Source organism: Candidatus Galacturonatibacter soehngenii, from assembly GCF_008830185.1.
GTDB classification, from domain to species: domain Bacteria; phylum Bacillota; class Clostridia; order Lachnospirales; family Lachnospiraceae; genus Lachnotalea; species Lachnotalea soehngenii.
Map to the genome: position 1 here is coordinate 1,270,194 of NZ_WAGX01000005.1, position 20,979 is coordinate 1,291,172.

General features: G+C 35.1%; 19 protein-coding genes and 1 pseudogene. 4 read left to right on the forward strand and 16 right to left on the reverse strand.

Features of this window, described 5'->3' with window-relative positions:
- Positions 1-86: 86 nt before the first annotated feature.
- The 6 genes from F7O84_RS13255 to F7O84_RS13280 form a co-directional block, all read right to left on the reverse strand.
- Complete coding sequence (locus F7O84_RS13255; RefSeq protein WP_151146052.1) at positions 87-1,082, reverse strand: Fic family protein; 996 nt, start codon at positions 1,080-1,082, stop codon at positions 87-89.
- A 909-nt stretch (positions 1,083-1,991) separates the two neighbouring features.
- The gene (locus tag F7O84_RS13260; RefSeq protein ID WP_151146055.1) at positions 1,992-2,372 is read right to left on the reverse strand and encodes a TnpV protein; all 381 of its coding nucleotides are present in this window, start codon (positions 2,370-2,372) and stop codon (positions 1,992-1,994) included.
- Between the two features lie 114 nt (positions 2,373-2,486).
- Positions 2,487-3,455, reverse strand: a complete 969-nt coding sequence (locus F7O84_RS13265; protein ID WP_151146058.1) for an AAA family ATPase — start codon at positions 3,453-3,455, stop codon at positions 2,487-2,489.
- 105 nt (positions 3,456-3,560) lie between these two features.
- Positions 3,561-3,935: a plasmid mobilization protein gene (locus F7O84_RS13270; RefSeq protein WP_151146061.1), complete on the reverse strand. Its 375-nt coding sequence runs from the start codon at positions 3,933-3,935 to the stop codon at positions 3,561-3,563.
- Positions 3,932-5,008 carry a site-specific integrase gene (locus F7O84_RS13275; RefSeq protein ID WP_151146064.1) on the reverse strand — a complete coding sequence of 359 codons (1,077 nt, stop codon included), beginning with the start codon at positions 5,006-5,008 and terminating at the stop codon, positions 3,932-3,934. Before F7O84_RS13275 ends, F7O84_RS13270 begins: the two co-directional genes overlap by 4 nt.
- A 15-nt stretch (positions 5,009-5,023) precedes the next feature.
- Positions 5,024-5,218 (reverse strand): helix-turn-helix domain-containing protein, encoded by a 195-nt coding sequence (locus F7O84_RS13280; RefSeq protein ID WP_151146067.1) that lies wholly within the window; start codon positions 5,216-5,218, stop codon positions 5,024-5,026.
- A 193-nt stretch (positions 5,219-5,411) separates the two neighbouring features.
- Here F7O84_RS13280 and F7O84_RS13285 point away from each other — a divergent pair, with 193 nt between their 5' ends.
- The 3 genes from F7O84_RS13285 to F7O84_RS13295 are packed head-to-tail and all read left to right on the forward strand — an operon-like array spanning position 5,412 to position 7,806.
- Positions 5,412-5,951 carry a helix-turn-helix domain-containing protein gene (locus tag F7O84_RS13285; RefSeq protein WP_151146070.1) on the forward strand — a complete coding sequence of 180 codons (540 nt, stop codon included), beginning with the start codon at positions 5,412-5,414 and terminating at the stop codon, positions 5,949-5,951.
- A gap of 23 nt (positions 5,952-5,974) precedes the next feature.
- Positions 5,975-6,874, forward strand: a complete 900-nt coding sequence (locus tag F7O84_RS13290) for a hypothetical protein (RefSeq protein ID WP_151146073.1) — start codon at positions 5,975-5,977, stop codon at positions 6,872-6,874.
- Between the two features lie 11 nt (positions 6,875-6,885).
- The gene (locus F7O84_RS13295) at positions 6,886-7,806 is read left to right on the forward strand and encodes a hypothetical protein (RefSeq protein WP_151146076.1); all 921 of its coding nucleotides are present in this window, start codon (positions 6,886-6,888) and stop codon (positions 7,804-7,806) included.
- A gap of 74 nt (positions 7,807-7,880) precedes the next feature.
- On the opposite strand, the gene guaA is transcribed toward F7O84_RS13295, so the two are convergent.
- From guaA to cls, 8 genes are all read right to left on the reverse strand, one after another.
- Positions 7,881-9,422, reverse strand: a complete 1,542-nt coding sequence (gene guaA / locus F7O84_RS13300) for a glutamine-hydrolyzing GMP synthase (protein WP_151146079.1) — start codon at positions 9,420-9,422, stop codon at positions 7,881-7,883.
- Between the two features lie 168 nt (positions 9,423-9,590).
- On the reverse strand, positions 9,591-10,934 hold the full coding sequence (locus F7O84_RS13305) for an MATE family efflux transporter (RefSeq protein ID WP_151146082.1): 1,344 nt from the start codon (positions 10,932-10,934) through the stop codon (positions 9,591-9,593).
- 30 nt (positions 10,935-10,964) lie between these two features.
- Complete coding sequence (locus F7O84_RS13310) at positions 10,965-12,092, reverse strand: Gfo/Idh/MocA family protein (protein ID WP_151146084.1); 1,128 nt, start codon at positions 12,090-12,092, stop codon at positions 10,965-10,967.
- 126 nt (positions 12,093-12,218) lie between these two features.
- A complete protein-coding gene (spoIIID, locus tag F7O84_RS13315) occupies positions 12,219-12,485 on the reverse strand; it encodes a sporulation transcriptional regulator SpoIIID (protein WP_151146086.1) in 267 nt (88 codons plus the stop codon).
- Positions 12,486-12,666: 181 nt separating this feature from the next.
- Positions 12,667-13,743: a trigger factor gene (gene tig, locus F7O84_RS13320; RefSeq protein ID WP_192451759.1), complete on the reverse strand. Its 1,077-nt coding sequence runs from the start codon at positions 13,741-13,743 to the stop codon at positions 12,667-12,669.
- Between the two features lie 102 nt (positions 13,744-13,845).
- The gene (locus F7O84_RS13325; protein ID WP_151146091.1) at positions 13,846-14,964 is read right to left on the reverse strand and encodes an HD-GYP domain-containing protein; all 1,119 of its coding nucleotides are present in this window, start codon (positions 14,962-14,964) and stop codon (positions 13,846-13,848) included.
- Between the two features lie 24 nt (positions 14,965-14,988).
- Positions 14,989-16,146 (reverse strand): Ig-like domain-containing protein, encoded by a 1,158-nt coding sequence (locus F7O84_RS13330; protein ID WP_151146093.1) that lies wholly within the window; start codon positions 16,144-16,146, stop codon positions 14,989-14,991.
- A 27-nt stretch (positions 16,147-16,173) separates the two neighbouring features.
- Positions 16,174-17,649 carry a cardiolipin synthase gene (cls, locus tag F7O84_RS13335; RefSeq protein ID WP_420886647.1) on the reverse strand — a complete coding sequence of 492 codons (1,476 nt, stop codon included), beginning with the start codon at positions 17,647-17,649 and terminating at the stop codon, positions 16,174-16,176.
- Between the two features lie 173 nt (positions 17,650-17,822).
- Between cls and F7O84_RS19630 the strand changes: the two are divergent.
- Positions 17,823-18,458, forward strand: a pseudogene (locus F7O84_RS19630) (transposase); the annotation flags it as partial.
- A gap of 27 nt (positions 18,459-18,485) precedes the next feature.
- Here the strand turns inward: F7O84_RS19630 and F7O84_RS13345 are convergent.
- Together F7O84_RS13345 and F7O84_RS13350 are read right to left on the reverse strand one after the other, a co-directional pair.
- Complete coding sequence (locus tag F7O84_RS13345; RefSeq protein ID WP_320411224.1) at positions 18,486-19,955, reverse strand: glycoside hydrolase family 32 protein; 1,470 nt, start codon at positions 19,953-19,955, stop codon at positions 18,486-18,488.
- A 29-nt stretch (positions 19,956-19,984) separates the two neighbouring features.
- Positions 19,985-20,974, reverse strand: coding sequence for a carbohydrate kinase family protein (locus F7O84_RS13350; protein ID WP_151146098.1), 990 nt, complete (start codon positions 20,972-20,974; stop codon positions 19,985-19,987).
- Between the last annotated feature and the right edge of the window lie 5 nt (positions 20,975-20,979).

Genomic DNA, 20,979 nt, shown 5'->3' on the forward strand with positions numbered 1-20,979 from the left:
CTTAGTAATAAACCTAAGTACACATATATACTTTTCATTTAACTCTTTATTTTCTTTTATATTCAAAAAATATCTACAATTTACGCCTAAACATGTTCCACTTTTTTATATTTCTGCTTACTACTATTAGGCTTATCAGGCACCGTCATCTCAATCAAGCCTAGTTCCAAAGCTGGCAACAAATAATTATCTCTAAACGTCGGTCTATGCTTTAACCCTAATAATTCCATAAGTTCTTTCGTTGAATATTCTTTATCATCAATAACCTCTAAAAGCCTTTCAACTTGTTCGGTCACTTGTTCTCCTACTTGTTCGGTATCTGTGATTTCACATAATGCATCATAAATGGTTTTTAGTAGAAACTCTATGAATTTACCAGAATCAGCACTATGATCACATTCGCCAAGCACTTTGTAATATTCATCTTGCCGCTCCCTTATCAATGTTTCTATTGGAAGCCAGCCAAACAGCGATTTCCATTTATACAGCAACAACGTCTGCCACATTCGTCCCATTCTACCATTACCATCAGCAAATGGATGAATGAATTCAAATTCATAATGAAATACACAACTTTTTATCAATGGATGAACTTCTGCTTTTTTTGCCCAATCTACCAATTCTTTCATCAGATGTGGAACTTGATTTGCTGGCGAAGCCATATGAACCAACTGTTCTCCTGCAAATACTCCTACGCCACCACTTCGAAAAGTTCCTGCTTCTTTCGTCAACTCATTCATCAACACTTTATGTGCTAGCAGCATGTCCTTAACAGAATATGGATTCATTTCCAACAGCTTATTGTATGCTTCAAAAGCATTCTTAACCTCGCATATTTCGTCCGGTGCCCCAAGAATTCTTTTCCCATTGATAATATCCGTTACCTGATCCAAGGATAAGGAATTATTTTCAATTGCTAACGACGCATGAATCGTACGAATACGATTATCACGTCTAAGTCTTGGGTTATTACTCATATTATCATTTATCGTGATTTTGGTTATTATTTCAGTAATAGCAGAAATTAAATTTACTGTCTTATCTGTTATTGTATATGGTGGAACATAACCTTTTTTGCTCATATTTACCTTTCTGGGTGCTAATATTTGCACTTGCATGATTAAACTTCATTGTTTTATCACTTGTACAATATTATACCGTACAAGTTTCTGTAATACTACTACTTTTCCAAATAATTTGCAAAAATATGTGATAGCATAAAATGCCATCAAAATCGACCTGTGATAGTATTTTGTGCACTCACAATCCAAAAGTGATAGTAAAAAGTGCACTCACAATCCAAAAGTGATAGTAAAAAGTGCACTCACTTCAACTATCTTATCCGGGCCATCATAATTCCTTCAAAAAAGTGATAGCATTTTATGCACTCATATTTTGTCTGTGATAGCATTTTGTGCACTCACAATTCAAAAGTGATAGTAAAAAATGCACTCACTTTAATATTTCAAGGGTTTTAGGGGATTTTCCCCTAACTAGATGCGTTAGAGACCTGAGACGTCTCTGATGCGTATCTAGCAATGGACTCCCTCGACTTTGCACAAGCATTTGCACTAGAAGTTGCACTTCCACTAACGAATAAAAGAGAAATTATTTCTCCACTTCAAAGCTCCTGCTTGAACAATTCCTTAACGCAATGAACCTAATATATTTCGGATGAGCACGGCAAGTTACGCAACAACGACGCCTCCGTCCTATTGCGACTTGTCAGGTGGTAAATACCCCTGAAACCCCTAATATATATGATGTGACTACACTTTTTATAGCCAAAAATAAAATCGGCTTTACTTTTTATAGCCACTCTCCAGAAATGGCTATAGTTTGTGTAGCCACATCAAATATTTCATAACCCTGATATTTTATGTTTTTACCTATTGGCAGCACTTTCTATAGCCATTATTCGTACTTGGCCGTACTTTCTGTAGCCAACGCAGAATTTTGGCTCCACAATGTGAAGCCACCGATTTTTTAAATTAGTGAAACTTCCTTACCACTTCCCTCAATACAATTTCTTCCGCCATCATCCTTGCCTGATTTCGTAAATGCAATTGTTCCATAAATGAATTTGGATCTTTTGGCTTATTCTTTTCTAACCAAACAGTTTCAATATTCTCTAGCAGCTCATATGCTTCTTCATTTATTTCAGAAGCCTTATCGTAAAGTTTTCCAAATCTCACAAGACTACGATACCTTTCAGCATAAGCTTCTTTTAAAAACCCAATCCACATTCTTCCGTATTTCCCCACATTTGCAAGCTGACATTCTTCTGAACTTACGGATAAAAGAGGATAATGAATTCCATCCTTTTCCTGATACTGTACTCCTAATTCTTCAAATAATGATTTTTCTTCCATAATGCTACTTCCTTCCCATTCTTAATCTTCATTTATAGTTGTATTTTCCAAATAATATTGGAAGGCGGCAAGATTTCCTCTTCTTATAAAGACAGCCATCTTGCCATCTTCCCCCTACAACATCCAGAACCACTGATTTCCAATTTTGACAGAATCAATATTCATGTCTCGTTTGGCATTGAACAGTGTCTTTTTCTTGATTCCCTTATCTTTAGCAAGTTCTTCAATTTCCTTACTGCTTTTTTGCCCATCTGATAAAATATCTGTTAAAAAAGCTTTTGCATCCTTGGTCTTTTGTCCTCTGCTATCACCAGATAATAATTCTTCCACGCTGATATCATAACGACCTTCCCAAGTAAATCCTGCGTCTGCATCCAATCGAAATGCTATTGATGTTCCTTCAGCTGCAAGGCTGCTTTTATCATGGGCTATGACACGAAGTGTGGGATCTTCTTTTATCCGTCCTACCACAAGTACACTTCTTGCTGTTGCCTGAAAATCAATGGAACCTAGTCCTCTATAAGTGGATTTACTCCCACTGGTTATATTCATATGACCGATAAGAATAATGGCACATTTATACTTCTCAGCTATACTTCCAAGTCGTTTTAAGACTGGACGTATCTCGTTTGCTCTGTGCATATCCACCTCTGCTCCTAAATATGCTTGAATTGGGTCAAGAATAACCAACTTTGCCCCAGTTTCTTCTATTGCCATGACCAGGCGTTCATCCGTCATGGATAACTCCTGCTGACTTTCATCAATGACCATAATTTTGCTACAATCTGCGCCTGCTTCTAATAATCTTGGTTTTATGGTATCCTCCAGACCATCTTCCGCTGTCTGATATATAATATTAATTGGTTCACGCTCCTTGTCATCACAAGGGAGCATTTCACCTCTCGATAAAAGTGCTGCTAGTTGCAATACAAAGGTTGTTTTTCCTTCTCCTGGATCACCTTGTACGATTGTTAGTTTCCCTAATGGAATATATGGATTCCAGAGCCATTCCACTTTTTTGGGAATCACATCTGCCATATTAATTAAATGATACGAAGATTTCGTTTGTTTGATTTCTTCCATGTTCGCCTCCTTGAAAAATTGTGATTGTTTCAAGCGAAAGCCTTTGCTATACTTGTATTTGCGAGATACATGAAACAAAGGCTTTGCTTTTGTTCCTAAATGTCCTTACTCTTTGGTAGGGGCATTTTCTTTATTGTCCTGCCATAAATATTTGGCGCCATCTAACATCCAAATCATTGCTTTTAAAAGATTCAGATACTCTATTCTCATATCTTCCAGTCCATCCTTGGATAAAAATACTTCTGACTGTTCAAACTGCTTTGTGACCTCTTGAAGCGTATCCATCATCATCCGAAGCTCCCGAACTAATTTGTAAATCAGCTCCTTTTTCCCCACCACACATATATGATTGTAAATACAGGAACGGACAAAATAATCTTTTTTGTTAAGACCGCTAACTACAATCTTAGCTTCGATTTCTTCCCGTTCTCGTTCAGAAATACGAAAGCTGAGCGTCGGATTCTTGTGTACTCCACTCATAGCTCTTCTTCCTCCTCTCTGTCAAATTCTCCATCCAATCGGTCAGCCAATTGTGCCTGCTTATTTGGATATAAATGCGAGTAAGTATTTAATGTTGTTTCAATCTTTTCATGTCCCAAACGTTCCGCCATTTCAAGCGGTGTCACGCCCATCTCAACAAGTAAACTTGCGTGCGAGTGCCTTAAATCATGAAGCCTTATTTTCTTCACGCCAGTCTTATTTACGCCACGTTTCATTTCACTCGTAAGATAACTGCTGGTACAATGGAAGATTCTTTCATTTGCCATGATTCCGTATAACTTACTGGTATAATCCTTTAAATCCTCTACCAAAAACTTAGGAATATTTACCTTTCGATTACTCTTTGGTGTTTTTGGAGTGGTTACTTTATCTTCTCCATTGATTCTGGTATAAGTCTTTGTAATACTGATTTTACGTTCTTCAAAATCAATATCGTTAAAAGTCAGTGCCAGCAGTTCTCCAATTCTCATCCCCGTCCAGTATAAAATCTGAAATGCCATGTAAGACATTTCCTTATCCTTTACGCCTTCAAGGAATTGCAGATACTCGTCCTTTGTCCAGTAAAGCATTTCATCTGCCTTGCTCTTTCCAATGGTACCTGCTTTCTTGCACGGATTATTTTTCAGGTCATAATATCGCTCTGCATAATTGAATATTGCTGCCAACTGATTATTTATGGTCTTTAGATAAGTCGGTGTATAACCTTCATGCAATAATTTATTCTGCCACTTTCGAATGTCAGCAGCCTTGATATCATTTATCCGTTTGTCTTTGAAATATGGCAAAATCTTGAGGTCGATAATATATTTTTTCGTCCTCATAGTAGTCTCTTTTAGACGATTCTCAATATCCTCATAATAAAGCTCCACAAACTTCTCAAATACCATATCGAGGTCACTTTGTTGCTGTTGCAAGAAATCCATTGCCCATTGGGAGGCTTCCGCTTTTGTACGGAAACCTCTTTTAAGCTTTTTCTTTTTCTTGCCTTGCCAGTCCGTATAGTAAAATTGAACCAGCCATGTTCCTAATTTCTTGTCCTTAGTTAAATTCATATAATTCTCTCCCTTCTACTGAATAACCTGAACTCCAAAAAACTTCTCTTCAAAATACTTGGTCGGAATCTTGCCTGGAATTGTAATACAATCCCTCTTCTCAAGCTCTTCGTTCATTTTTTTAATGACTGTGTAAGCATAAGACTTTGACATTCCAAGTATATTTGCCACTTCTTGTGCCGATAAATACATCTGGTTTGTGTTCTTCATTTCGTCTACCTCCTTTGTTATGTGTTATAGATACTTTTGTATCTCTTTATGTTTTTTTATTATACAGATACATATGTATCTTGTCAACTCTTTTTAGAATCACAAATAAAAATTTTTCTTTCTTATCTGTTTTATATGTGTTACAATACAAATGTATCTGTCAGATACAAAAGTATATGAAAGAGGTGCTGATATGACCGTTGGTGAAAAAATAAGAGCTTACCGAACTCTCCGAGGTATTTCACAGAAAACACTTGGCGAACTTGCTGACATGAATGAAGTGACCATAAGAAAATATGAAGCCGGTGACAGAAATCCAAAACCCGACCAGCTTCTTAAAATTGCCAATGCACTTGGCGTAAGTATTAATTTGTTTATGGATTTTGATATAGAAACAGTTTCAGATGTGCTCTCTCTCATCTTTAAAATGGACGAGCAGGTAGATTTAGAATTTCAGGGAAAGAAAAATTCTAAGGGTGTAATTGATCCAAAAACCTTGACCTTGCGTTTCAATCATCCACAGATAAATGAAAGATTAGCAAAATGGGCACAAGCGAAGGCTGCTTTGCAAAAAACTGTTGATTCTAGGCATGAATTTGGAAGTGATGAAGAATATAATGCTGAAATAGCTGAGTTGATGGAAATGTGTGAACGGATCAAGCAGAGCTTGGTGGACAGTAATTTGGTGGTGAAGAAAGGGCATAATAAAAATATATCAAATAAACTTATATAGTTTTTTAGATGAGGGGGTATAAGATGACAAATAAATGTTACAAACTAAATATTGAAATTGGTGATGCCATAGACTCTTTAGAAGAGTTTTCTTTTCATATCAAATATAAAAATAACACTACCTTTAAATTAGGAAAATGTTATTATACGCTTAAAAAAAATACTGATTATGACTTTCATATTTCTGACTTTCTAGAATTGACATATTTATACACAGATCAAGAGCAAAGTATCGATTCATTACATACAATAAGAAATTCCGTATATTTGTTAATTTATCTAACAAATATTCCTTTTAAAGTTCCCACCAAGTTACCTCCCTTATCTCATATACTTGAAATACCCGTCTGTAGTAATTATAAAAGTATCCGAAAAATAGCTAATATTGAACAAAGGCTATCTAATTTCACTCCGCTTTTTTCAAGCTCGCTTGCTCTTTATGGTAGTGCAACTAGACTAAACTATTTTGATGACTCAATTTGTGAAGCGTATTTTAATTTTTTCAAAATAATCGAATCACTAGCCAAAACAAAAGAAATTACTAATTATGATTCAAACTTTTCTGATACTAAAATGTATAAAGTTCTAAATGATATAATTATTTCAGAATATAAAGCTAGTACCATTCTTGTAAATAACAATAAATTAGTTTTCACAGCTGTTTCTTGTGTTTTACCACAATTTTTTTCAAGTGCCAATGCATCCATATCTCATCTTTGTAATTTGTATAAAGTTAATATTGATGCAGAACTTCTTGAAAAGGCAATCCGTTTAAGAAACAAATATGCTCATGGTTCTATTATAGATATACATTCAATTTCACCTGAATATATATTAATTTCATCATTATCAAGAACCATAATTTCACAATACTTTTTTAATACAAAAAACATATCAATTCCATCATCACAAAAAATACTGTAGGAGTAAAACTTATGATTTTTGAATATAGTACAGAATTAGATATAAATCCAGATATTCTCGATTATTCTAATAATTTGGTTTATAAGTTAGATTACAAAAGAAACGAATCCTTCAAAATTAATAACTGTATACTAAAACTCAACAGACTAAATATAGAAGATATGGCTACTTCAGATGCTTTTATTGTATATTACTATTCAGAAAAAATATTATCATTTGAAAAAGTATTCAATATATTTAGCAGAACAAATAAACTATTAACATTTTTAACCAAGATTCCATATGGTATTTCTAATAATATTAGTTATACAGAAATAAAAAAGGAAAAAGTTAAAGGTCATTCGATTCTATCCCCAATAGAAACTGATTATTTACATCAAGCAAAACATATTTCACTTTATATTCATTATTTTCATCTTGGTACGTTCTATTTTTCATTAAGCTTATATCAAGAGTCATTTTATTATTTTTTCAACCTCTTGATGTCACTTGCAAAAAATGACTATACATGCAATAGAAATAAACTTAGTAATGGTGAAACTATACTTGCGAAGAAAATAGATACTATTCTCAAGGTAGATTATAATCTAACGCTCCCAAATCAAAAGAAAAACGATCTTATAACCTCATTATGTAATAAACTACAAAATACAGTATTTGACAATCCATTTGCTTTACTTGTCCATTATTGTAATATGTATCAAATTTCAAGTTTGGATATCGAGTTAATTATTAATTTTCATCAAAAGCTTGAAAGCAATATTATACCTATAAATAATTCAAAATATTCAGAAATGATTGAAAAGATCCAAAACTTAGCTCATCAATTTATTTCAAAAAAATTTTTTAAAAATTCAAACCGAACATCTTTTAAGACTATAATAGAGCCTGACACTTATGAACCTGATCCTATTGATTTACTTTATTTTTAGAATCAAACTAGAATCACGCCTAAAAAAATAACGCTACAGCCCTTGATTTTACTGGGTTGTAGCGTTTCTTCATGTCACTCAAACTCAATCGTACTAGGCGGCTTCCCCGTACAATCATACAACACACGGTTAACCCCCTTCACCTCATTCACAATCCTACTCGTAACCTTACCAAGCACCTCCCAAGGAAGTTCAGCACTCTCCGCAGTCATGAAATCAGATGTAGTTACTGCTCTTAGCGCTATGGCATAATCATAGGTTCTTTCATCCCCCATAACACCAACGCTTCTCATATTTGTTAAAGCTGCAAAGTACTGCCCAAGACCCTTGTCTACGCCAGCTTTTGCAATCTCTTCGCGATAAATGGCATCTGCTTCTTGTACCATCTTAACCTTTTCAGGTGTAATCGCACCGATGATACGAATTCCAAGGCCTGGACCTGGGAATGGTTGTCTATATACGAGGTATTCTGGAATATCAAGCTCTAAGCCAGCCTTACGAACTTCATCCTTGAACAAATCTCTAAGAGGTTCAATGATTTCCTTAAAGTCAACATAGTCAGGAAGTCCTCCAACATTATGGTGGCTCTTAATGACAGCTGACTTTCCTAATCCACTTTCAATTACGTCAGGGTAAATGGTTCCTTGTACTAAGAAGTCCACGGTTCCAATCTTCTTTGCTTCTTCTTCAAAGACACGAATGAATTCTTCACCAATGATCTTTCTCTTTGTCTCAGGATCTTTTACGCCCTCTAACTTCTGATAGAAACGCTCTTGTGCGTTTACACGAATAAAGTTAAGGTCATATGGGCCTTCTGGTCCAAATACAGCCTCTACTTCATCCCCTTCATTCTTTCTTAAAAGACCATGATCTACGAATACGCAGGTAAGTTGTTTTCCAACTGCTTTCGCAAGCATAACTGCTGCAACAGAAGAATCCACACCACCAGATAACGCACATAATACTTTTCCGTCTCCAACTTTAGCACGAATGGCTTCAATTGCATTGTCAACGAAGGAATCCATCTTCCAATCGCCTGCACATTCACATACTTTAAAAAGGAAGTTGTGAAGCATTTTGATACCTTCTTTGGTGTGCATAACCTCTGGGTGAAACTGGGTTGCATAAAGCTTCTTTTCTGGAAGCTCCATTGCTGCTACAGGACACACTGGTGTAGTAGCGGTAACCGTAAATCCTTCTGGTTCTTTTTCAATATAATCGGTATGGCTCATCCAGCAAATTGTCTTTTCTGCCACGTCTCCAAATAAAAGGGAACTCTTATCGATACTTACTTCTGTTTTACCATATTCGCTCACTGGAGCCGTTTTTACGCTTCCACCAAGTGCGAATGCCATAAGCTGTGAACCATAGCAGATTCCAAGAATTGGGATACCAAGATCAAAGATTGCCTTTTCATATCTTGGTGAATCCTCACCATATACACTATTGGGTCCTCCAGTAAAGATAATTCCCTTTGGATTCATTTCTTTAATTTTGTCTAAACTAATATTGTAAGAATGAACTTCACAATATACGTTACATTCTCTTACACGTCTTGCTATGAGTTGATTATACTGACCACCAAAGTCTAGTACTAATACCATTTCTCTTTCCACAAGTGCTTCCTCCTACTTATTATTCGTAGCAATGAAGCTGATGAGGCTTCATTGCCGTCTTTACAGTATTTCTCATTTGGTTGTAAAACCAGTTCCTATCATTATATGATAAGCAAGTCTTATTGACAAGCCATAAAATGCATAATAATTAATAAATCTTAGGCATGATTATGCTGGAATTGCTGGTTCTGTATTCATCTGCTTCAAATGTTTTCCATTAATAAAACGCATCACAAAACAAGTGGCTCGAAATAGCCAATCCACTGTCATAGCAATCCAGATTCCCTTAACACCGAATCCAAAGTATTGCCCTAGTACATAACTAAATGCAATACGCCAAGTCCACATAGAAAAGATTGCGATTACCATGGTAAACTTCACATCATTTGCTGCCCTTAACGCATTTGGTAACGTAAAAGAGGCAGGCCAGATAATCATACAACAAATGCTATGATACGTAATCAACCAGCTCGTAACCTTTGCCGTTTCTGCTGATAATTGAAACCAAGACACAATGATTGGGCAGGCAGCTAGAATCAAGAGATTAAATCCCCCCATAATAAGATAAGAAGCTAGTAAAAGCTGTTTGGTGTATTTACGTGCTTGTTTTTTATCATTTGCTCCCACACATTGTCCCACTACAGTGATTAAAGCTAGTCCCATCGCAGAGCCTGGCAAAGATGCAAAGGCCGCAACATTATTAGACACTGCATTTGCTGCAATAGCAACTGCACCAAAGCTAGTCGTTAAGCTTAATACCAGAATCTTTCCCACCTGAAACATTCCATTTTCCAAGCTGTTTGGGATACCAATCGCAAGAATTCTTCGAATTAATTCACGATTAAAACGAAATACAAATCTTTTTGAAAAATGAACTGGATTTTTTTGATTGCGAAGCAATCGATACATAATGACTGCCGCAACAAAACGCGCCAAGGTAGCAGAACAAGCAACTCCCGCTGCCCCCATAGAAAATCCATAAATCAATATAGCATTACTAACTACGTTAACGACATTCATAACCAAGGATACATACATGGAAATCTTTGAATTTCCCATCGCTCGAAAAAGCGCTGCACTAGAATTATATATCGCTAAAAATGGATAGGATAATGCTGTAATCATAAAATAAGCTACAGCATTATCCATAATTGATTGATCTACATTACCAAATACCAAGCGTAAAATTACACGATTACCAAGTAATGCAAATGCCATAATAATAATTGAAATAATTCCTGCTGATAAAAGCAGCTGATCCGCCGCCTCGCAGGCCCTTTCTTTGTTCTTTTGTCCAATAAATTGTGCAACTACCACAGCTCCACCTGTAGCAAGCGATGCAAATACAGTAATCAACAAAACATTAATACTATCTACTAGTGATACACCAGAAACCGCACTTTCTCCTGCACCAGATACCATTATGGTACCAACCATACCTACCGTTACTGCTAAGAATTGCTCTATAATAAGTGGGACTATTAGCCTCACCAAGTCTTTTCTAGAAAACATCCTTGTTCCCTCTTTTGTCTTTTCGCTTGCTTAATGGAATTTCTTACTTTCTTCTTCCATCTTTTGTTTTAATTGTTCTTCATAAAGTTTGGCTTGTATCGGTAATGATACAGTTTCTTGCTTCCAAGAGGATAAATAAGCCGCATTCGCAAGAGCCAGTGCATTACTGCCCTCTACTCCTGGAGCTATTAAGCTTTCTCCTTTTAGGATTACATCCGCAAAGTTTTGAAGCATTTCCTCATACGGATCCACTTGCACCTCAAACTCTTCTTCTTTAATATCTATTTTTAATTCTTCCGTACTAAATGCCTTAGCTGTTTTTGCATATTCTTCTGAGTCTGTTTCGTATCTCCATATCTTTAGATGATTATCTATGAGTAAAAGCTTTCCCTTTGTTCCAATTATTTCTAATCGTTCTTCACTTGCCGCTTCGCCAGTTGTAATAAAGAATACGGCAGACATTTGATTCTCATATTGCATATAAATAGTTGCCTCATCATCTACTAAAAAATCATTATATTTCCCATAGCAGATTTTGGCGCACAAGGATTTTGGCATACCAAAGAGCCATTGCCAGATATCAAGCATATGCTGTCCCTGATTTATTAAGACACCTCCGCCTTCATGATTCCAGCTGCTCCTCCAGTTACTGGATTTGTGATAGTATGAAGTTCGGTAATATTTCGTATTCTCAAGCAAGACTCTTTTGATATCTCCTAACTCCTTACTTTCAATTAGTTCCTTAACCCTTTCATACTTTTTATAAAGTCTTTGATGAAACATCATCGCATATTTCATGTTAGAAACCTTGGCTGCATGGTTCATACGTTCTGCCTGATCAATTGAAATACTGGCAGGCTTATCGCAAAATACATGCTTTTTATGTTCAAATGCTCGAATTGCAAATTCAGGGTGTGTTTTATGTGGCGTTACAATTAATACCGCATCAAATTGATCTGATTCTTCAAATAACTGATTGGTATCTTGATATACTTTTGTCTGATTGTTTAAATTTTCTTTTGCCCAGACGGCATTTTCCTCGCTTCTACATGTAACTGCTGCAAGTGTCATTCCTCTTATTATGCCGCGATCAATAATCTTGGCATATTTTTTCCCCATTCCCCCAATACCAATAATGGCAATTCTAACCTGATTCATATTCTTTCCCTTTCGTACTTTGCTACTTTTATAAGTACCTACATATTTATCATACCACATAATTTAAAAAGTAGAATATTGATTTGGAATTTTATAAAATATTTACCTCTTTTGTGCTTTTACCAATTAATAGCTTTTGTGAAAACTTTGGTGTAAGTATTTTTCTTTAGTAGCCAATCCACCTCTAATATGGCGCTCTGACTTATTGACATCAAGAACCTTTCTTGCTTGTTTTGCCAAAGCAGGATTAATATTGACTAATCTTTCGGTAACATCTTTATGTACGGTAGATTTACTAATACTAAACTGCTTTGCGGTTTGTCTAACGGTTGCATTGTTGCTAATAATGTAATTCGCAATATCTACTGCTCTCTCTTCAATATATCCCTTCATTTAACTTCCCACACATGTATTATTTTTACAATGTATGCGAATGAAAATTTAATTATTCCTGTTCTTATTATGTAAAAAGAAGCCACGTTTGCATTTCTAATTATAAAAATCAGGTATACAATTTATCCAAATTGTATACCTGATCTTAATAATCCTTATCAAACAATCTCTTTCTTATAACTTAAGCTTCTTTTGCATTTTCACTTAAATAATCCATCATAACTTCCCAAAGAATACTATCCTTTAGCTCATCTTCTCCATATGTTTCAATCAATGCATCTGATGATTCATAACCATAAGTAGATGCTAACTCATCTGCTTTTGTCTTAAACACATCATCAGAGACTGTCAAACCAGCATCTTTAACAATCAACTTAAAGATCATTTCTTCTCCAGCAACCTGTTTTGCATAGTCTTCCAAACTCATGCCAAAATAAGTGGTCATGAATTCATCCATTTCCACGCCAGCTTGCTCAGCATAAGCAGAATACATGGTCGTAATCTGTTCACTGTATTTATCGATTAATTCCTTAGGGTATTCTTTAATCTCACAATTTTCTTTTACTGCTGTCCAAATATCACTTTGCTTAGTTGCTTCTGCTGCATCTTCTTTTGATTTAATCAAGTCTTCTTTTACCACTTGTCTGTATTCATCAACTGTCTTGGCATCTGAAATTCCTTGAACAAATTCATCTGTAAGCTCTGGAACAACTTCTTTGCTGATTGAATTAATGGTTACGTTAAATACAACGTCTTTCCCTGCTAATTCTTCTGTATATGCTTCAGGAAATGTTACATTAATACTAATCTTTTCCCCTACTTTTGCGCCAACTAATTGTTCTTCAAAACCAGGAATAAATTGGCCTGAACCAATGGTCAAATTATATCCTTGTCCAGTACCGCCATCAAAAGCGACACCATCCAAAAGACCTTCATAGTCGATGTTAGCTACATCACCTTCTGCAACTGTATCTCTATCTGTAATCTCTTCATTTACAGAACTATTCGTAAGTGTCGACTGAATTTGTGCTTCTATTTCTTCTTCTGTTACTTCTACAGATTGTTTTGTTACTTCGATTCCTTTATAAGTACCAAGTGTTACATACTTGCTATAATCTACATCTGAAGCTGTAGCTGTAGTACTTTCTTTTGTTGTGTCTTTCGTTGTATCTTTCGCTGATTCAGAATTCTTCGCACATCCTGCGGCTAATATTGCTGTTGTAATTAATACAGCTGCTAATTTAATATTTTTTTTCATGATTCTTTCCCTTCTGTGCATTTTATACGCCTATTTGTTTATACCACATTTTTTTAAAAAATGAAAGTAAAATAGACAAGTTCACAGGAAAATCACTTTTCTTTATAAAAATGATTCTTCTTCCATCGTATAATTTCTTTTCTGATTTATAATACTTTTGGAAATTTCAACTTCTGATTCGATTACCGTAAGTGATAACACTTCCATTAAGTTTATCACAAAAGGAGATATTCTGTTTCCATTTTCATCTGCAATCACTCTAACAATCGGTCTAAGTGGCGTGTATTTATTTTGATCTTTTACAAGCGCAATTTTCCCATCCGATAAACGCACCATAGAACCATTGGGGTATACCGCAATTCTTTGGATGAAGATACGTACCAAATCAGGATCGAATTTTATTCCGCTATTTTCAATCAAGAAATCAACCGCCTTATACGTAGGCCACTTCTTACGATAACATCGATCTGAGGTCAAGGCATCATAGACATCTGCAATGGCACTAATTCTTGCAAATTCATTTAGCTCGTCTCCCTTTAAGCCTCTTGGATAGCCACTTCCATCTAACTTTTCATGATGATTTAATGTGATTTCCTTTGCTATCGTAGGGATATTAGGCGCATCCTTTAGAAGTTCGTAGCCACATTCTACGTGCTTTTTTACATATTCAAACTCCTCGTTCGTTAGCGCATCTTCTTTGTGTACAATTGCTGGATCTAATACAATTTTACCAATATCATGAAGTAACGTTCCCATTGCCAATGCCGACATCATTTTTCTTGTATATTTTAATCCATATCCTATTAAAAGCGCATATACAGTAGTGCTTACAGAGTGAGAAAATGTATATTCATCCGTCGCACTCAAATCCGAGAGACTAAGCTGCAAATCACTATTACTCATAATATCACTGATAATATTTTCTACATTATCTGCTAATTTATTAAGCTTGAGAGATTGCCCCTTTTGCAAGTCCTCCAGTGTGTTCATCAAGATTTCCTTACAACGTACTCGATTCTCTTCTGTTATCGCATCTGGTATTGTAATATCTTTACTAAGTTCGTCCTCTACGTAAAGATAATGGATTCCCATATTTTTTAAGCTATTTGTATACTTTGGTATGTGACTTGTTCCTGCTTTTAATACTAGACATTTTCCTGCAAACACATTCCTTGCTAAAACCATTGACTCATCAATCATCTCAGTCGCAACTAGTCTCATACTTATCCCCCCATTTTCTTTTGTCTACTTCTTTACTATAACCTTACATTTCGCCTTAACCTTTCCAATGTAGGCAGTTATGGTCGCTGTGCCCTTTGACAGAGCTATTATCTCCCCATTTTCTGTAACCTTTACTACCTTTTGATTGGAGGACTTCCATTTAATGGTGCTTTCCTTAAGATTTGGCGAAACTTTTGTTTTTAGTCTTGATTGATTACCAACTTTTTTTAACGTAATAGATGTTTTATTTAATTTAATAAACGGTTTCTTTACTGTCACCTTACATTTTGTTGTTTTGTCTCCAACTACTGCACTTATCGTAACAGTACCAGGTTTTTTAGCTGTTATGATTCCACTTTTTGATACAGTAGCAATTTTTTTATTTGAACTTTTCCATACCGTTTTGGCAGTAACGGTCGCATCACTTGGTTTTAAGTTAAGTGAAAGTGTTTGATTCTCACCTGTATATAACGTAAGTTTTGACTTATTAAACTGAATCGATTTTAATGGAATTCCTTTTTGAAATTCATGAAACTGGTTTATGTCTTCCTTTCGGTTCGTATAAATATACTTATCTGGTACCTCTGCATCTAATTTACAGAACCGATAATAATATATGGTGTTTCCCTTCGCAATATTTTCGTCGACATTTGGGTCAAATACATAATATTTACCATCTATTTTTATATTAACCCACCAATGATTCCCATATCCACCCTTTGCCAGTGCTGTCTTTCCTTGCATCACATAAGACTCAAGGCCAATTGCTCTAGTAAGCACAACAAAAGCAGAAGAATACCCATAACAGGATTCTTTTTTATTCTTAAGGGCACAATAGGCATAATAGATTACTTTCTTATCCCAAGACGAGGAGTATGAGGCACTCATAATTTCTTGATACGCTTTAGCCTGAAAAATATTACTGCTATAAGAAACATTATGAATGAGATAATCATAACAAGCCTTTACTTTTTCATACGTATTCATATCGTCTTTCATATATTTTTTTAAAACTTTACGGACCAACTTATCAAGAGGAGCGTAATTAGTAGGAATGGGATTCAATGTAGCACCATTTAATACCTCTTTGGCATTGGTTGCAGCATTAACTGTAATGGCTTGAGTCATTGTACTTAATAAAGTAATAATTAGTACAATTGCTGTTAGTTTCTTTCGTAACATTTTCTTCCTCCATACGCTTTTACCCTTTTATAAAAGTGGTGATAAAAGCCTTGATACCTGTTCCTTAATACGTATCACAAACGGTCTGTTTGCATAGATATATGGAGTAATCTGTGTAGATTGATTCAAATCTTCCATAAATATATTCTCAAGTTTTGCAGCCGTCTCTTGATTATAGATTACCGCATTTACTTCAAAATTAAGTTTAAAGCTTCGAATATCCATATTTGCCGTACCATAACAAGCAACCTTTCGATCAATAACCATCCCTTTTGCATGTAGAAAGCCATCATCATAGGTGTAGCATTTAGCCCCTACGCTTAGCAAATCGCTCATATACGAATACGTTGCCCAATATACAAAGGGATGATCTGGCTTACATGGAATCATAACCCTTACATCAATACCAGATAATGCAGCAATTTTTAATGCATCCAGCACCACATCATCAGGAATAAAATAAGGGGATTGAATATAAATATTATTTTTTGCTTTATTAATCAATCTTACATAATTATTTCGAATGTTTTGATTATTGGAATCGGGGCCACTAGAAATTACTTGGATTGCATTACTTCCTTTTGCTTCCTGCTCCATATTCTCAAAATATTTATCGGTCTGAAATAAGTTTTCTTTAGCCGCATAGTTCCAATCGAGAATAAAACGAACGCCCAAGGCTGTCGCTGCACTTCCTGTTATTTTAAAATGCGTATCTCTCCAATTGCCAAATTTCTTGTCTTTTCCAATGTATTCTTTTCCAACATTAAAGCCTCCCACAAATGCACTCTTTCCATCAATAACTACAATTTTTCTGTGATTACGATAATTGATACGTAGATGAAGACGCCTTAAAAAAGCAGGGAAAAACTCTGCTGTCATAACGTTATTTTCGTTTAGTTTTTTTACATCACTTCTTTTTAAGTTACGACACCCCATACTATCGTATAAGATTCTTACTTCGACTCCTTCTTTTGCTTTTTTTATCAAAGCCTCCATAATACGGTCAAAAACTTCATCACTTTTGATGATGTAGTATTGCATGTGAATGTATTTCTCTGCTTTATAAATCGCATTGATCAAAGCCTTAAATTTCTCTTCACCATTTGTATAAATCTCAATATCATTATCATCCGTATATACGGCGTCTCCACTTTCCAGATTATAAAGGATAAGATCTGAAAACTCGCTAATTTCACTTTCTTGTGATTTAAATTCATTTTTATAAATTCTCTCTTCTTGTTTTCGAATGACAGTGTTTAGTTCGTCGGCTATTTCCTTCGTTCGAAACATTCTTCGTTTGTGCATATCTTGCCCGATTAACATATATAATATAAAGCCAACGATAGGAATAAAATACATGACTAATAACCATGCCCATACGGATTTGGGATCTTTACGTTGAAAAAAGACAATAATAATGGATAATACCAAATTGATATAAAAAATATTATTCATTACAAAATTTTTACCTGTGATAATGATATCAACTACCGATTCCATAATGTTCCCTCTCCCGATTTCTCAACCTATTATTCGCCTTATCTATCGTAACTATTCTATCGTAACTAAAAATGAAACAAGTTCACTCACTGTTTGTATTATATCATATTATAATCGAGACGGTCAAAATGCATGTGTTCAATAAACTTTTTCTTTAAAAAATTAAGGGGCTGTCGCACATATGCGGCGCAAGGAATAGTTATTCCAAAACGGATCATGATGCAACATTTATGCGAATGAAGGAAGATGCAATGGGAAATGGACAGTTAAAACCTGCACTTAATCTGCAGCACGGAGTTGACTCTGAGTATGTTACCTGGCTTACGATAGGTCCACAGCCAACCGATAACAACGCTCATTCCATTTTTAAAGGATGCAGAAAATTATCTAAAGTTCAAATATAGTAAGATTGTTGCCGATGCTGGTTATGAAAGTGAAGAAAATTACTTTTTTCTTGAAGGCAATGGCCAAACAGCATTTATCAAACCTTCAAATTATGAAATATCAAAAACCAGAAACTACCGAAATGATATCGGCAGGATAGAAAACATGGAGTATAACAAAGAAAAAGTCGCCTATGTCTGTCGAAACTGAAAGGAGCTGACAATGGAATATATCAGACATAGTAAATCAAAAACAGGGTATGCAGTTTCGGAGATACTTAAGCAAAGGCACAACAAATGTTCTTGCAGAAAGTACGCTTCTTGCCATGGCTCGTAATATAACAAACTACATAATAAGATTCAAAATGGTAAAACGGGCGGCATTTGTTTCCTAAAAAAGCTGCCGCTTCACAATTTTTCAATTGTTAAAGCGACAACCCCTTTGTTTTGATTTATTTAAACTAAATCATGTTTTACTATATTAACGTCTGCTTCTCCTTTGGTATGGAATGAGATGCATTTTGCATCCAAAGGTGTATAGATAAGGGCTGACATAGCTTGCTCCCCATCATTTACAAATATTTCTACTGAAAATTTATCTAAAAGAAGTCTTAACTTTATTTTATGTTCTTTATCTGCTACATACATGCTTCTTTTATGTATCATATCTTTTCTGATACCTGAATATTCTCTGTTTATAGTTACTTTGTTTTCCTCTGGCTCATACTCTATTATAGTCTGAAATTCATTGTTTTTTGCAAAAGCAATTGTAAATATCTTAAAATCTCCTCCGGTAATTTCTACTGTCAAATCAATACAACGCCCTGCAACTCCCCCCAAACTCATCTCACCACGGACTTTTAAATCACAAAAAGTTACTGTTTGTTTATAATACTTTGCAATTTCCTTAACTGGATTTTGAATTAATTTGCCATTTAAAATATTTAATTCTCTTGGAATACTCATCATTCCTGACCACAAAAAATCAGGAGGTAGCAAATGATTTTCCCATGATTGCATCCACCCAATCATTATCCTTCTTCCATCTTCTGTTTCCAATGTCTGAGGTGCATAAAAATCAAGGCCATAATCAATGGCACCAACATATTCCCTTGTAAATGAGTGTCTATCCTTTTCATATTTACCAATTAAGTATACCGTTCCATTCCCATTATGAAACTCTAGTCCCTTCGCAAGCATGTCTTGAGGCGAAATTAAAAGTACTTGTTTTTCATCTAGGGCAAAGAAATCTGGACACTCCCACATCTTTCCATACTCATTTTGACAGCTATCTAGGATGGTAATATAGTTCCAATCTTTCAAATCCTCAGATTGAAACAATACTATTTGTCCACTATCATCTGAACTTCTACTTCCTATTGCAGCATAAAAGCATTCTTTTTCCCTCCATATTTTAGGATCCCTAAAATCAGTTATACTACTTCCCTTTGGAAGCTGTTCATGTGTTATAACTGGATTATTTTTTAGTTTTTTATAATCTTTGCCATCACCAAATGCTATGCATTGCGTCTGAAAAACAACCATAGAACCATCTTCTCTCTTTTTTTCCTGCACTCCTGTATACATAAGCACATGCTTTCCTTCATGTTCCAAAGCACTACCAGAGAAACAGCCTTGAGCATCATATTCCATATCAGGAGCTAATGCAGTTTGTAATTGCTCCCATTTTATTAAATCCTTGGATTTACTGTGCCCCCAATGCATTAATCCATTTCTCGGCTCATAGGGATTATATTGATAAAACAAATGATACTCTCCCTTATAAACAGAAAACCCATTGGGATCATTTATCCATCCTACTGGAGCACTAAGATGAAAAGAGGGCCTTTGTTCCTGTGGAATTTCCCTTCCCTTTACCTGTTCATATTCCCTTGCCATTTCTAGCTTTCCTTTACTAACTTCCACTATCTCTTTCCTCCGTACTTTAAATCAAATTATATTTGTTTTTTTATTAGTATATTTATTTCTTTTTTATCTGGCATAGCACACAGCGCGCCCGGTCTTGTTGTTATAATAGCTCCACCTGCACCAGCATGGCATAATAATTCTTTAAGTTTTTTTTCGTTTAAATTATCTAATCCATATTCCAAAATATAATGAATTGCAATTCCATTAAAAGTGTCACCTGCTCCCGTGCAATCAATTGTGTTACTTTGAATAAAAGCTTTTTGGAATACAAACTGTTCCTTATAATATGCATAGCTTCCATCAATACCCATTGTAGCCAAAATCAGCTTAATATCTGGATATTTCTTATGGAGCATTTTAATTCCTTCTTTTGTGTCACTTGTATCAAGTAAGAACTCAATCTCATTATCCGATATTTTTAGAACATGACATTTTGATAGCCCATAGTGCATTGCCTCCTTTGCCTTAACTTTATCTGACCACAAATTCAGTCTTAAGTTTGGATCAAATGTAATGATGCACTCATTTTTAAGTGCTGCGTTTATGGCTTTTTGAGTAGCTTTTCTTACCCCTTCATCCGTCATGGATATCGTACCAAAATGAAATATCTTTGCCTTTGTAAAAATTTCTTCCTCAATCTCATTTTCCTTAAGCATCATATCAGCTCCAGGTTTTCGGTAAAAAGAAAACTCTCTTTCTCCATTCTCTTTATTTTGTATAAAAGCTAATGTAGTAGGGATCTCCTCATCAATCACAAGAACCTGTGTATCAATTCCTAAATTTGAGACCTTCTTTTTTAACATATGTCCAAAAATATCATTTCCTACTTTTCCAATAAATGCGGTTTTTCTTCCAAGTTTTGTGAGCATTGCCAGTACATTACAGGGTGCTCCTCCTGCATTTGCTTCAAAAAGGGAATTTCCTTGCATACTTTTTCCGTATATTGTAAAATCAATTAATAATTCCCCCAAGGCAATAACATCATAAGGTCTTTTATGTAATTCATTTTTATTCATATTGC

Excerpts from the sequence above, each read along its gene's own strand:
- F7O84_RS13255 (WP_151146052.1), bottom strand. The coding sequence starts at position 1,082 with ATGAGCAAAAAAGGTTATGTTCCACCATATACAATAACAGATAAGACA.
- F7O84_RS13260 (WP_151146055.1), bottom strand. The coding sequence starts at position 2,372 with ATGGAAGAAAAATCATTATTTGAAGAATTAGGAGTACAGTATCAGGAA.
- F7O84_RS13265 (WP_151146058.1), bottom strand. The coding sequence starts at position 3,455 with ATGGAAGAAATCAAACAAACGAAATCTTCGTATCATTTAATTAATATG.
- F7O84_RS13270 (WP_151146061.1), bottom strand. The coding sequence starts at position 3,935 with ATGAGTGGAGTACACAAGAATCCGACGCTCAGCTTTCGTATTTCTGAA.
- F7O84_RS13275 (WP_151146064.1), bottom strand. The coding sequence starts at position 5,008 with ATGAATTTAACTAAGGACAAGAAATTAGGAACATGGCTGGTTCAATTT.
- F7O84_RS13280 (WP_151146067.1), bottom strand. The coding sequence starts at position 5,218 with ATGAAGAACACAAACCAGATGTATTTATCGGCACAAGAAGTGGCAAAT.
- F7O84_RS13285 (WP_151146070.1), top strand. The coding sequence starts at position 5,412 with ATGACCGTTGGTGAAAAAATAAGAGCTTACCGAACTCTCCGAGGTATT.
- F7O84_RS13290 (WP_151146073.1), top strand. The coding sequence starts at position 5,975 with ATGACAAATAAATGTTACAAACTAAATATTGAAATTGGTGATGCCATA.
- F7O84_RS13295 (WP_151146076.1), top strand. The coding sequence starts at position 6,886 with ATGATTTTTGAATATAGTACAGAATTAGATATAAATCCAGATATTCTC.
- F7O84_RS13305 (WP_151146082.1), bottom strand. The coding sequence starts at position 10,934 with ATGTTTTCTAGAAAAGACTTGGTGAGGCTAATAGTCCCACTTATTATA.
- F7O84_RS13310 (WP_151146084.1), bottom strand. The coding sequence starts at position 12,092 with ATGAATCAGGTTAGAATTGCCATTATTGGTATTGGGGGAATGGGGAAA.
- spoIIID (WP_151146086.1), bottom strand. The coding sequence starts at position 12,485 with ATGAAGGGATATATTGAAGAGAGAGCAGTAGATATTGCGAATTACATT.
- tig (WP_192451759.1), bottom strand. The coding sequence starts at position 13,743 with ATGAAAAAAAATATTAAATTAGCAGCTGTATTAATTACAACAGCAATA.
- F7O84_RS13325 (WP_151146091.1), bottom strand. The coding sequence starts at position 14,964 with ATGAGACTAGTTGCGACTGAGATGATTGATGAGTCAATGGTTTTAGCA.
- F7O84_RS13330 (WP_151146093.1), bottom strand. The coding sequence starts at position 16,146 with ATGTTACGAAAGAAACTAACAGCAATTGTACTAATTATTACTTTATTA.
- F7O84_RS13350 (WP_151146098.1), bottom strand. The coding sequence starts at position 20,974 with ATGAATAAAAATGAATTACATAAAAGACCTTATGATGTTATTGCCTTG.